At 72.7% G+C, this 13,699-nt stretch carries 3 protein-coding genes; all 3 read right to left on the bottom strand.

The window, feature by feature from the left end; all coding sequences use genetic code 11:
- Positions 1-20: 20 nt before the first annotated feature.
- Genes LNW73_RS09860 through LNW73_RS09850 form a run of 3 tightly spaced genes read right to left on the bottom strand, consistent with a single transcriptional unit; the run spans position 21 to position 13,677 of the window.
- Entirely contained in the window at positions 21-10,868 is a 10,848-nt protein-coding gene (locus LNW73_RS09860; protein ID WP_374118065.1) for an SDR family NAD(P)-dependent oxidoreductase, read from the bottom strand.
- Positions 10,865-12,148: a type III PLP-dependent enzyme gene (locus LNW73_RS09855; RefSeq protein ID WP_250989671.1), complete on the bottom strand. Its 1,284-nt coding sequence runs from the start codon at positions 12,146-12,148 to the stop codon at positions 10,865-10,867. The genes LNW73_RS09860 and LNW73_RS09855 overlap by 4 nt, the downstream gene beginning before the upstream one ends.
- The gene (locus LNW73_RS09850; RefSeq protein WP_374118264.1) at positions 12,145-13,677 is read right to left on the bottom strand and encodes an AMP-binding protein; all 1,533 of its coding nucleotides are present in this window, start codon (positions 13,675-13,677) and stop codon (positions 12,145-12,147) included. Before LNW73_RS09850 ends, LNW73_RS09855 begins: the two co-directional genes overlap by 4 nt.
- Between the last annotated feature and the right edge of the window lie 22 nt (positions 13,678-13,699).

Here is a 13,699-nt window from a genome sequence, read left to right as displayed (position 1 = left end):
CGGCATCGGCGCCGGCCGGGTCAGTCGAGAGGTTCGAACTCGCTGTCGAGAATGTCGAAGAGCTGGTCCGCGTCGGCCGAGGCCAGTTCCGCCTCGTCCGCCGCGGCGGACGCCGCCGCCTCCGCGGCTCCGGCGCGCAGCGCCGTCCAGCGGGCCACCAGGGCCCGCAGGCTGTCGGTGACGCGGGTGTGGTCCTGCTCGTCCACATCGCCGTTGTCGGTCGTGGTGACCAACCGGTCCTCCAGGTCCGCCAGTTCGGCCTCCAGGGCCCGCAGCGCCGCCGGGCCTGACGGCGCCGGTGCGAGCTGCTCGCGGATGTACTCGGCGAGGGCCTCGGAGGTCGGGTAGTCGAAGATCAGCGTCGCGGGAAGGCGCAGCCCGGTCGCCGGCGTGAGCCGGTTGCGGAACTCGACGGCGGCGAGCGAGTCGAAGCCCAGCCCGCCGAAGCCGCGCGCCGGATCGACGGCGTCCACCCCGGAGTGCCCGAGCACGGCGGCCACCTGGGACCGCACGAGGTCCAGCACCACCGGCGTACGTTCCGCCGGCGGGAGCTTGAGCAGCCGGTCCTTCAGACTCTCCGCGGCCGCGGCGCCCGTAGCGGCCTGTACGGTGCCGCGCCGTGCCGCGGGTGCCCTGACGAGCCCCCGCAGGATGGCTGGCAGGCCCTGGCTCCCGGCCCGCGCCTCCAGCGCCGCCGTGGAGAAGGGCACCGGCAGCAGATGGGCCTTCCCGCCGGCCAGCGCCGTGTCGAGCAGCGCCAGACCCGCCTCGCGCCCCAGCGCCAGCGCACCGCCGCGCGCCACCCTGTCCACGTCCGCCTGCGTCAGATCCGCCCCCATGCCGCCCGATTCGGGGGCCCACAGGCCCCAGGCGAGCGAGGTCGCGGCCAGGTTGTGCGTACGGCGGTGGGTGGCCAGGGCGTCGAGATAGGAGTTGGCGGCCGCGTAGTTGGCCTGGCCCGTGCCGTCGAAGGTGGCGGCCGTCGACGAGAAGAGCACGAACGCGTCGAGGGTGAGGTGCGCGGTCAGCTCGTGCAGATGGCGCGCGGCCTCGGCCTTGGGACCGAACACCGTGCCCACCTGGCCGGGAGTGAGGGACTCCAGGGTCCCGTCGTCCACGATGCCGGCCGCGTGGATCACGGCGGTCAACGGGACGTCGTGCAGGAGTTCCGCGAGGGCGTTCCGGTCGGAGACGTCGCAGGCGGCGATGGTGACGGTGGCGCCCGCTGCGGTGAGTTCCGCCGCGAGTGCGGCTGCTCCCGGAGCGTTCTGTCCGCGCCTGCTGGTGAGCAGGAGGTCGCGGACACCGTGCTCGGCGACCAGGTGCCGGGCGGTGAGCGCGCCCAGTCCTCCGGTGCCGCCGGTGATCAGGACGGTGCCGTCCGTACGCCAAGGGGTCGCCTCGGCGGACGGCGCCGAACGGGCCAGCCGCGGGGCGTACAACTGGGAATTGCGGACGGCCAGTTCCGGCTCGTCGGCGGTGAGCACGGCGCCGGGTATCTGACCGGTGCCGGCCTCCGCGTCGGTGTCGACGAGGACGAGACGGTCCGGGTGCTCCGCCTGCGCGGCCCTGACGAGCCCGTGCACGGCGGCCTGGGCGAGGTCGGTGACGTCCTCCCCGGGAAGCGCGGCGACCGCGCCCCGGGTGACGACGACCAGCCGGCCGTCGGAACCGGCGTGGGCGTCGTCCGCCAGCCAACCCTGCACCTGCGCGAGCACGTCGACGACCGTGGACCGGGCATCGGCCCGCGACACGACGCGCAGCAGCGCGCCCTCGTCGACGGCGTTCGTGGTCTCGGCTGCCGTAGCTGCCGTAGCTGCCGGATCCGCATCCACCGCGGACCACTGGATCTCGTACAGATCCCGGGCCTGGGCGGCTTGGGCCGCCGCCAACTCGCCCGTGTTCACCGGACGCAGGGCGAGCAACCCGACGGACGCGACCGGAGCGCCCTGCGCATCGGCCAGGTCCAGGGCGTAGCCCGAGCCCGCCGGGGCGATCCGTACGCGCAGCGCGGTGGCGCCGGTCGCGTAGAGGGCGACGTCGGACCAGGCGAACGGCAGCTCGGCCACTCCGCTGTCGGCCCCGGACAACCCGATGCCGTGCAGCGCCGCGTCGAGCAGCGCCGGATGCAGCCCGAACCCGTTCGTGTCGGTGCCCTCCGGCAGTGCGACCTCGGCGAAGACCTCGTCGCCGACCTTCCAGGCGGCGCGCAGCCCCTGGAACACCGGCCCGTACTCCAGGCCGCTCGCGGCCATCGTCCCGTACAGCCCGTCGACCGCCACGGCCTCGGCCCCGGCCGGCGGCCACTGCGCCAGGTCGAAGCCGGGCTCGGCGGCGTGCGAGGTGAGCAGCCCGTCCGCGTGCCGCGTCCAGGGCTCGTCCTCCGCCGCACCCTCGGCGCGCGAGAACACCGACAGCGTCCGCTCCTCCACCCCGCCGATCCTGACCCGCAGATGGATGGCACCGGTCTGCGGAACGACCACAGGCGCGGAGAGGGTGAGCTCCTGCAGCGTGCTGGTGTGGGTGTGGTCGCCGGTGTGGATGGCGAGGTCGGCGAGCGCGGCGCCGGGGACGATGACGGTGCCGTTGACGGCGTGGTCCGCGAGCCACGGGTGGGTGGCCAGCGAGAGCCGGCCGGTGAACAGCAGCCCGTCGGTGTCGGGGAGGGTGATCGCCGCGGTGAGGAGCGGGTGGGTGGTGGTGCCCTGGCCGAGCCCGGAGGGGTCGCCGGTGGAGACGGCGCTGTCGGCGAGCCAGTAGTGCTGGTGTTGGAAGGCGTAGGTGGGGAGGTCGACGGAGGTGTGGCCGGTGCCGAAGAGGGCCGGCCAGGCGACGGGGACGCCTCGGGTGTGCAGCCGGACCAGCGCCTCGGTGAACAGCTGGGCTTCGCTGTGGTCCCGGCGGAGGGCCGGGATCAGGGTGGTGGTTTCGGTGGCACTGTCGGCCGCCATCGCGGTCAGGACGGCGTCCGGGCCGAGCTCCAGGAAGGTGCTGACACCCTGCTCCTGAAGGGTGGCGACCGCGTCGGCGAAGCGGACGGCTTCACGGACGTGGCGCACCCAGTAGGTGGGGTCGGTGAGTTCTTCGGTGGTGGCTGCCTTGCCGGTGAGCGTCGAGACGATCGGGATGGACGGTGCGGTGTAGGTGAGCCCGGCCGCGATGGCGCGGAACTCTTCGAGCATCGGCTCCATGTGGAGGGAGTGGAAGGCGTGGCTGACGGTGAGGCGCTTGGTCTTCCGTCCGATGCCGTCGAAGTGCGCGATCACGGCCGCTACGGCGTCCTCGTCGCCGGAGACGACGATGGAGGTGGGTCCGTTGACGGCCGCTATCCCGACCTTCTCGGTGAGCTGCGGCAGGACTTCGGCCTCGGTGGCCTGGATCGCTGCCATCGCACCACCGGACGGGAGCTGCTGCATCAGCCGGCCACGCGCCGCAACCAGCAGCGCCGCATCCTCCAACGACCAGACCCCCGCGACATGCGCTGCGGCCAGCTCACCGATGGAGTGACCGGCGAGCACCTGCGGCCGGACCCCGAAGGACTCCAGCAACCGGAACAGCGCGACTTCCAGCGCGAACAGAGCAGGCTGCGTAAAGCCCGTCTCGTTCAACCGGCCGTCGTCACCGAACAGCACATCCAGCAGCGGCAGTTCCAGCTGGTCACCGAAGGCGGCCACCACATCGTCCAGGGCTGAGGCGAAGACGGGGAAGGCGGCGTAGAGCTCACGCCCCATCCCGGCCCGCTGGCTGCCCTGCCCGGTGAAGAGGAATCCCAACTGGCCGGAACCGGCCGTTCCGCGCACCGCTCCGGCCGCGGTGCCACCTTCGGCGAGCGTGGTCAGTCCGGCCAGTAGGCCGTCGCGGTCAGGGGCGACGACGCCAGCGCGGTGGGTGAAGGCCGCGCGCGTGGTGGCCAGGGCGGATCCGATCGCCGCCGGGTCCAGCTCCGGATCGGCGAGGACGAAGTCGCGGAGCCGGGCGGCCTGGGCCTGGACGGCGTCGGGCGTCTTGCCGGACAGCACCCACGGCACTACGGGCAGTGCAGCGGCCGCGGCCTGTTCCGTCGAGACCTCTGCGGGGGCCTCTTCCACAATGACGTGGGCGTTCGTTCCGCTGATGCCGAAGGACGAGACACCCGCACGGCGCGGGCGCTCCCGCACCGGCCACGGCTGGGCCTCGGTCAGCAGCTCGACGTCACCGGCACTCCAGTCCACGTGTGAACTGGGGGAGTCGACGCCGAGCGTGCGCGGCAGTTCCTCGTGGCGCATCGCCAGCACCATCTTGATGATGCCCGCGACACCCGCGGCAGCCTGCGTGTGACCGAGGTTCGACTTCACCGAACCCAGCCACAGCGGCTGACCGTCCGCCCGCTCCTGCCCGTACGTCGCCAGCAGCGCCTGCGCCTCGATCGGGTCGCCCAGCCGGGTGCCCGTGCCGTGGCCCTCGACCACGTCGACGTCACCCGTGGTGAGCGAACCGGCGGCCAGGGCCTGCCGGATGACGCGCTGCTGGGCGGGGCCGTTGGGGGCGGTCAGCTGGCTGCTGGCGCCGTCCTGGTTGATCGCGCTGCCGCGGACGACGGCCAGGACGCGGTGGCCGTTGCGCCGCGCGTCGCTGAGCTTCTCCAGGACGAGGACGCCGACGCCCTCGCCCCAGCCCGTACCGTCCGCCGCCTCCGCGAACGGCTTGCACCGGCCGTCGGCGGCGAGGCCGCGCTGGCGGCTGAAGTCGACAAAGGTGTCCGGAGTCGTCATCACGGTGACGCCACCCGCCAGCGCCAGCGAGCACTCGCCGGCGCGCAGCGCCTGGCCGGCCAGGTGGACGGCGACGAGGGAGGACGAGCAGGCGGTGTCGACCGTCAGCGCGGGGCCCTCAAGGCCCAGGGCGTACGAGACCCGGCCGGAGACGACGCTGCCGAGGCCGCCGTTGCCGAGGTAGCCCGCGAGCTCCTCGGGGACGTCACGGAGGCGGGGCGCGAAGTCGTGGTACATGACGCCCGCGAACACCCCGGTCGAAGTGCCCTGCAGGCTCTCCGGGTCGATCCCGGCGCGCTCGAACGCCTCCCACGACGCCTCCAGCAGCAGCCGCTGCTGGGGGTCGGTCGCCAGGGCCTCGCGCGGGCTGATGCCGAAGAAGTCGGCGTCGAACCGGCCCGCGTCGTCGAGGAACGCGCCTTCCTTGGAGTACGTCTTGCCGATGGCGGCCGGGTCGGGGTCGTAGGCGTCGTACCAGCTCGGGCCGCGGTCCTCGGGGAAGTCCGCGATGGCGTCCCGGCCCGCGGCGAGCAGGTCCCACAGCCCTTCGGGACTGCGCACCCCGCCCGGGAAGCGGCAGGACATGCCGACGATCGCGATCGGGTCGTCGTCCGTCGACTGCCGGGCCGCGACAACGGCGGCGGCAGCGGAGGAGGTGGCCCCGCCGGTCTCGTCGCCGACGAGCTTCTCCCGCAGGTAGCGGGCGAGGGTGGTGGCGTTCGGGTAGTCGAAGGTGAGGGTCGCGGGCAGCCGCAGCCCGGTGGCCGTGCCGAGCCGGTTGCGGAGTTCGACGGCCGCGAGGGAGTCGAAGCCCAGCGTGCCGAAGCCGCGCGCGGGATCGACCGCGTCCGGCCCGGAGTGACCGAGCGCGGCCGCGACCTGTGTACGGACCAGCGAGAGGAGGAAGCGCTCCTGCTCCGCCGCCGGCAGACGGCCGAGCTGCTCCTGCAACGAGTCGCCGCCCGCCGATCCCGAGGCGGCGGCGAGCCGGGCCGGGGTTCGGACCAGGCCGCGCAGCAGCGCGGGCACACCGTCGGCGGCCGCCCGGCGCCCGAGGGCGCCGGACTCCAGCCGCAGCGCCAGCACGTGGGCGTACTCCCCGCCCCAGGCCGCGTCGAACATCGCCAGACCTGCGGCGGCGCTGTGCGCCGGGGTCCCGGCACGCGCGGCCCGCTCCACGTCCTTCGCCGAGAGTCCTGCGCCCATTCCGCCGGTTTCGGGTGCCCACAGGCCCCAGCCGAGGGAGGTGGCGGGCAGTCCTTGGGTGCGGCGGTGGGTGGCGAGGGCGTCGAGGTAGGCGTTGGCGGCGGCGTAGTTGCCCTGTCCGGTGCCGTCGAACGTGGCAGCGGCGGACGAGAACAGCACGAACGCGTCGAGGTCCGTCCCCGCGGTCAGTTCGTGCAGGTGCCGGGCGGCATCAGCCTTCGGCGCCAGAACTTCCGCCAGGTGCTGCGGGGTGAGCGCGGCGAACGTCGCATCACGCAACACACCCGCCGTGTGGATCACGGCGGTCAGAACCACCCCGTCCAGGAGCGCCGCCAGCGCGTCCCGGTCCGAGACGTCACACGCAGCAACCGTCACCGTCGCACCCAACCGCTGCAATTCTGCGGTGAGTTCGGTGGCGCCGGGGGCGTCGGGGCCGCGGCGGCTGGTCAGCAGCAGATCACGGATCCCGTACGCGGTGACCAGATGCCGGGCCAGCAACGCACCCAGACCACCGGTACCACCGGTGATCAGCACCGTGCCATCCGTACGCCACACCACCGCATCACCAGCAGCAGCCGCAACCGTACGGGCCAAGCGCGGAACGAGGATCTCCCCGCCGCGAAGCGCCAACTCCGGCTCACCCGACGCCAGCACACCCTCCGGGATCTCATCGGTGTCGGCATCCAGCAGGACGATGCGACCCGGGTGCTCCGACTGCGCGGAACGGATCAGACCCCATACCGCGGCCTGGCCCAGCTCCGTCACGTCCTCACCCGGCAGAACAGCCACCGCACCCCGCGTCACCACCACCAACCGCCGGTCGTCATCGACGGCCAACAGGGTTTGCAGTTCGGTGAGTACGGCCGTCAGTGCCTCGATCGGTTCGACCTGCATAGGCACGCGTACCAGCACCGTCTCACCGGCGGATTCCGTCCCGCAGGCCCGGGGCGCGGACCATTCCACGTGGTAGAGGTCCCGCGCACCCGCGGACTGGTGGGCCGTCAACTCGGCGGCCACGACCGGCCGCAGCACCAGCGCGCCGACGTCGGCGACCGGGCCGCCCTGAACGTCGGACAGGCGCAGCGAGTAGCCCGAGCCGGCCGGGGTGACGCGGACCCGGAGGGCGGTCGCGCCGGAGGCGTGCAGGACGACGTCGGTCCAGGCGAACGGGAGTTCGGCGTTCTCACTGGGCCGGTCGATGCCGATGGCGTGCAGAGCGGCGTCGAGAAGGGCGGGGTGCAGGGCGTAGCCGGTGGCGTCGACACCCTCGGGCAGGGCGACCTCCGCGAAGACCTCCTCGCCCAGCCGCCAGGCGGCGCGCAGGCCCTGGAAGGACGGGCCGTAGCCGTATCCCTGGTCGCGCATCCGGTCGTAGGCGCCCTCGACCTCGATGGTCCGGGCGCCCGCGGGCGGCCAGGCGTGGTCGGCCGGCGGGGCGGCGGCAGGCGCGTCCTCGGACCGCAGCAGGCCTTCGGCATGCTGCGTCCAGAGGGAGTCGTCCGTCCCGGAGGGGCGGGAGAAGATGCCCAGCGGCCGCTTGCCGTCCTGGCCGGGTTCCTCCACGACCAGCTGGAATTCGACCGCGCCGGAACCGTCGAGCAGCAGTGGCGCCTGGAGCGTCAGCTCCTCCAGCACGGGGCAGCCGACGCGGTCGCCGGCCTGGACGGCCAGCTCGACGAATCCGGTGCCGGGGAGCAGCGCGGTGTCGCCCACCGCGTGGTCCGCGAGCCAGGGGTGCGTCTGCAGCGACAGCCGGCCGGTGAGCACCAGCCGGTCGGAGCCGGCCACCGGGACGACGGCGCCGAGCAGTGGATGCGCGGTGGCCTCGATCCCGAGGGCCGAGGGGTCGGCGGAACCGGACACGTCGTCCAGCCAGTAGCGCTCCCGCTGGAAGGCGTAGGTGGGCAGATCCAGCAGCGGGGTGGCGGCGCCGGTGCCGAAGAAGGCCCGCCAGTCGACCTCGGTGCCCTGCGTGTGCAGGTCGACGACGGACGACACGAGGGCCAGCGCCTCGTCCTGGCTGCGGCGCTGCGTGGCGATGAGGACGGCGTCGGTGACGCTCTCGGCACCCATGGCGGTGAGCACCGCGTCCGGTCCGAGCTCCAGGAACGTGCTGACGCCCTGGCTCTGGAGGGTGGTGACGGCGTCGGCGAAGCGCACGGCCTCGCGCACGTGCCGGACCCAGTACTCGGGGTCGGTCAGCTCATCGGTGGTCGCGGCCTGCCCGGTCAGCGTCGACACGATCGGAATGGACGGTGCCGAGTACTCCAGGATGTAGGCGAAGCGCCGGAACTCGTCGAGCATCGCCTCCATGTGAACGGAGTGGAAGGCGTGGCTGACGGTCAGCCGCTTGGTCTTCCGTCCCAGGGCGTCGAAGTGCTCGATGACCTGAGCCACGGCGTCTTCGTCACCGGAGACGACGATGGAGGTGGGCCCGTTGACGGCCGCGATTCCCACCCTGTCGGTCAGCTGCGGCAGGACTTCGGCCTCGGTGGCCTGGATCGCCGCCATCGCACCGCCGGACGGCAGTTGCTGCATGAGCCGGCCACGCGCCGCAACCAGCAGCGCCGCATCCTCCAACGACCAGACACCAGCGACGTGCGCGGCGGCCAGTTCACCGATGGAGTGACCCGCCAGCACCTGCGGCCGGATGCCCCATGACGTGAGCAGCCGGAACAGTGCGACTTCCAGTGCGAAGAGGGCGGGCTGCGTGTAGCCCGTTTCGTTGAGACGGTTGTCGTCCGCGAACAGCACGTCCAGCAGCGGACGGTCGAGGTGCTCGTCGAACGCTTCCGCGACGGCGTCCAGCGCCTCCGCGAACACGGGGAAGGCGGCGTAGAGCTCGCGCCCCATTCCGGGCCGCTGGCTGCCCTGGCCGGTGAAGAGGAACGCCAGGTCACCGGCGCCGGCTACCGCGGTCTTGGCCGCACCGTCAACGACCGTGTCCAGAGCGGTCAGCAGGCCCGCACGGTCCGCCGCCACCACACCCGCACGATGGGCGAAGCCCGCACGCATCGTCGCCAGCGCCGAACCCACCGCCACCGGATCCAGACCTGCATCGGCCAGCACGAACTCCCGCAACCGGACCGCCTGAGCCTGCAACGCCCCCGGCGTCTTGCCCGACAGCACCCACGGCACCACCGGAAGCTCGACAGCGGCGACAACCTCCGTCACGACCTCAGCAGGCGCCTCTTCCACGATCACATGCGCGTTCGTCCCACTGATCCCGAACGACGACACACCCGCACGACGCGGACGCTCCCGCACCGGCCACGGCCGCGCCTCCGTCAACAGCTCAACAGACCCCGCCGACCAGTCCACGTGCGGTGTCGGTGTATCGACATTGAGGGTGGGCGGCAGCGTCTCGTGACGCATCGCCTGCACCATCTTGATGATGCCCGCGACGCCCGCGGCGGCGGCCGTGTGGCCGATGTTGGACTTCACCGAGCCCAGCCACAGCGGGTGGTCGGCGTCGTGCCCCTGCCCGTACGTGGCGATCAGGGCCTGTGCCTCGATCGGGTCGCCGAGCTTCGTTCCGGTGCCGTGGGCCTCGACGGCGTCCACGTCGGCGGCGGTGAGCCCGCCGCTCGCCAGCGCCTGCTGGATGAGGCGCTGCTGGGAGGGGCCGTTGGGGGCGGTGAGGCCGTTGCTGGCGCCGTCCTGGTTGATCGCGCTGCTGCGCACGACCGCCAGCACCCGGTGGCCGTTGCGTCGCGCGTCGGAGAGCCGTTCGACGACGAGGACGCCGACGCCCTCGCCCCAGCACGTTCCGTCGGCGGCCTCGGCGAACGGCTTGCAGTGTCCGTCGGGCGCGAGTCCGCGCTGCCGGCTGAACGCGGTGAAGGCGCCGGGGCTGGACATCACGGCGACGCCGCTCGCGAGCGCGAGCGAGCACTCGCCGGCGCGCAGCGACTGGACCGCGAGGTGCAGGGCGACGAGCGACGCGGAGCACGCGGTGTCGACCGTCAGCGTCGGGCCCTCCAGGCCCAGGGTGTAGGCGACGCGCCCCGAGATGACGCTGGTGGCGCTGCCGGTGAGCAGATAGCCCTCGTAGCCCTCGGGCGCCTGGTGCAGCCGGGGCCCGTACTCCTGCGGTTCCGCCCCGACGAAGACGCCGGTCGCCGATCCGCGCAGCCCGGCCGGGTCGATGCCGGCCCGCTCGAATGCCTCCCAGGAGGTCTCCAGGGTGAGGCGCTGCTGCGGGTCCATGGAGGCGGCCTCGCGCGGGCTGATGCCGAAGAAGTCGGCGTCGAACTCGGCCGCTCCGTAAAGGAAGCCGCCCTCCCGCGTGTACGTCTTGCCGGGCGCGTCCGGGTCCGGGTCGTAGAGGCCCTCCACGTCCCAGCCGCGGTCGGTGGGCAGGGTGCCGATGGCGTCCCGGCCCGACACGACCAGGTCCCACAGCTGCTCGGGTGAGCTGATGCCGCCCGGGTAGCGGCACGCCATGCCGACGATCGCGATCGGCTCGTCGAAACCGGATCCGGAGCCGGCGGCCGAAGAGGGAACGGCGGCCGGTGAATCGGCTCCCGTACGGCCGTCGAACCGGACGCCGAAGGCCTCCCACATCAGCTGCCTGGCCAGCGCGGTCGGCGTCGGGTGGTCGAAGGCGATGGTGATCGGCAGGTCGAGCCCCGTCGCGTCGCTGAGCCGCCGGTGCAGATCGACGACGGCCAGCGAGTCGAAGCCGAGCTGCAGGAACGGCTGCGACAGGTCGAGCGGGATCTGCCCCTCCCGACCGGCCTTGCGCAGCGCCGCTTCCGCCTCCCTTCGGACCACCGCGAGAAGGCGTCGGTACTGCTCCGCCTCGGCCAGGCCGGCCAGTTCGGCCAGATCGACCAGCTCGGCCCGGTCGGCCGGATCGACGGCGGAGCCGTCTGCGGTGGACTCGTGGGATGCGGACTCGCTCATCACTGAACTCCAGTGTCGATTTCTGCGCGGGAAGAGATCAGGCGCGATGCCGACGTCACTTCACCGGCTCTGAGCAGGATTTCGGCCGGCGCGGGACGGCCGAGGAACAGCAGCAGGCTCGCGGTGGGCCCGTACGCGCCCACGTTGGGTACGGCGATCACGTCGCCGGGCCGCGGGAGGGGCATGCGGGCGGAGCGGGAGAGCAGGTCACCGGGGGTGCACAGCGGCCCGGCGAGGGTCACGACGGTCTCCTCCGCCGCTTCATGCTCACCCTCACCGTCCCGCCTCCCGGCCTTCGGCTCGACCGAGAGCGGCAGCAGCCGCCCCAGACCGGCCATGCCGCCGAGGGTGTTGATGCCCGCGTCCAGCACCGCGAAGGTCCGGCCGCGGCTCTGCTTGACGTTGGTGACCGTGGTCAGCAGCCGGCCGCTGTCGCCGACCAGATAGCGCCCCGACTCGCAGGCGATCTCCGGGACGCCCTGCCGCCACCGCGGGAAGTGCTCGTCGAGGGTCTGCTCCAGTGCGGCGCGCAGATTCCCGTAGACGGGCCGGCCGCCGGGCACCGAGTACGGGGCGGCGAAGCCCCCGCCGATGTCCAACAGGCGCAGCGGTGTGCCGAGTTCGGCCTCCAGGCGGGCCGCGCCGCGGATGGTCTCCTGGAACTCGGCGATGAGACTCGCCTCGTCCTTGGAGTTGCTGAGGGGGAAGAAGTGCGCGCCCGCGACGCGGATCCCCTCCACCGCGCGGATCTCCGGCAGCAGGTCGGAGAGACCTTCCGCGTCGAAGCCGAACTGGGAGGGCGTACCGGTCATCCGGATGCTGGTGGTGGCCGCGGCCGCCGCGCTGTTGACGCGGATCAGGGCGTCGGCGGTGGTGCCGTGGAGCACCGCCCGCGCGCCCAGCCGTTGCAGGTCGCCGAGCGACTCGACGGAGAAGGTGCGGACGCCCGCGGTCAGCGCGGCGGAGATCTCCTCCGCCGTCTTGCCGGGACCCGAGTAGAGGATCCGGTCGGCGCCGTGACCGGCTTCGAGCGCGGACGCCAGCTCGCCGGTCGAGCACACCTCGGCGCGGCACGCCTCGTCGCCCTCGCCGAGGGCGCGGACCAGCCCGGGGTGCGGGTTGGCCTTGAGGGAGTAGAAGAGGGTGAACTGCTCCGGCAGGGCGGCCCGCAGAGCGTCGCGGGCGGCGATGACGCGGTCCAGCTCGTAGACGTAGAGCGGTGATCCGTAGCGCGCGACCAGCTCTTCGTCGGTCACGACGGCCGTGGCCTCGGTGATGGTCATCCGGCGGCCAGCTCTTCCGCCACGAGCAGCGCTTCGAGCTGCTGCTTGGCGTTCTTTCCGTTGGCGGTCAGCGGGAAGTCGTCGATGACCTTGCACAGCGACGGGACCTTGACGGCCTCGAGCCGCTGCGCCAGCTCACGCAGCACGGTCTGCGGCGGCAGGTCGGCGGCGACGAACAGCAGCAGGTCGCGGTCGGCGGTCGGCTTGAGGGCGGCGGCGTTCCGCACCCCCGGGATGTCCATGGCGGCGGCTTCGATCTCGATGGTGCTGACCCGCATGCCCTTGCGCTTGAACATGTCGTCGCGGCGGCCCTCGAAGTACAGATAGCCGTCCGCGTCCAGCGAACCGTAGTCACCGGTGTGCAGCCGGGTGACGCCCGTCTCCGGGTCGGTGCGGAAGGTGCGGGCGGTGATCTCGGGCAGCCGCCAGTAGCCGGCCATGACGTTCGGTCCGGTGACGGTGATCTCGCCGCTGCCGCCGGCCGGGACCTCGTTGCCCTCCTCGTCGAGGATGGTCACCCGGGTGCCCGGGAGCGGGCGGCCGGACGAGCCGGGCCGGGTGCGGTCCTCCTCGGGCGGCATGACGGTGATCCGCTTGCACTCGGAGATGCCGTACATCCGCACGACGCGGGCGTCGGGGAAGCAGCGCCACAGCCCGTCGATGATCCGCTGCTCAAGGGCGGCGCCGGTGCTGGTGAACATCCGCAGCTTGGTGGGGCGCGGGTCGCGCTCGGCGAGCCGAATCAGCGGGCCGCCGAGCGACGGCACGAGCGGCAGGATCGTCGCGCCGGTCTCGCGGATCAGGATGTGCAGCTTGGGGTCGGCCTCCCCGTCGGCGAGGACGAGTTCGGCGCCGGACAGGCAGGTCAGCAGCACCTGGAACAGGCCGTAGTCGAAGGAGAGCGGGACGCGGCAGAAGACGACGTCGTCCGGGCGGTAGCCGAGCACCTGGTTGATGGCGTCGGCGGCGAAGGACATCTGCGCGTGCGGGCAGACGATGCCCTTCGGGGTGGCGGTGCTGCCCGAGGTGTAGATGAGGACGGCGGGGGAGTCGACCGACGTCGCCTCGGACGTGACGCGCACCTCCGTATCGGTGGCGGCGGCCCAGACGGCGCCCACCTCGTGCACGGGCACCTCCGTGAGCGCCTGGACGCCCTCGGCCAGGCCGTCCACGACCACGACCACCCGGGGCTCGCAGTTGGCGATGACGGCCTTGAGGTGGAACTCCTTCATCTCCGCGCTGATCGGCACGAGGGCCGCGCCGACGCGGGAAGCGGCGTAGAGCAGCGCCACCATCTCGCGGACGTTCGGCAGCCGGACGACGATACGGTCGCCGGGGCCCACCCCCTGCTCACGCAGCCAGCCGGCGACGGTGTGGCTCTGCTGGACCAGGTTCTCCCAGGTCCAGGCGTCCCTGGAGTCGCGTACGGCGATGTTCCGGGGCCGCAGGGCCGCCGTCGTGTCCAGCAGTTCGTGCAGCAGCCGCCGGGTGTCGGCGACGCGGTCGGTGTGGTCGCTCACGGTGTCCACGATGGTCACGGTCATCTCCTTG

The sequence above is a fragment of the Streptomyces sp. RKAG337 genome (genome assembly GCF_023701715.1).
Classification (GTDB): Bacteria; Actinomycetota; Actinomycetes; order Streptomycetales; family Streptomycetaceae; genus Actinacidiphila.
Note: the sequence above shows the minus strand (reverse complement) of the source record. Positions and strands in the feature narration are given on the sequence as shown.

Excerpts from the sequence above, each read along its gene's own strand:
- LNW73_RS09855 (WP_250989671.1), bottom strand. The coding sequence starts at position 12,148 with ATGACCATCACCGAGGCCACGGCCGTCGTGACCGACGAAGAGCTGGTC.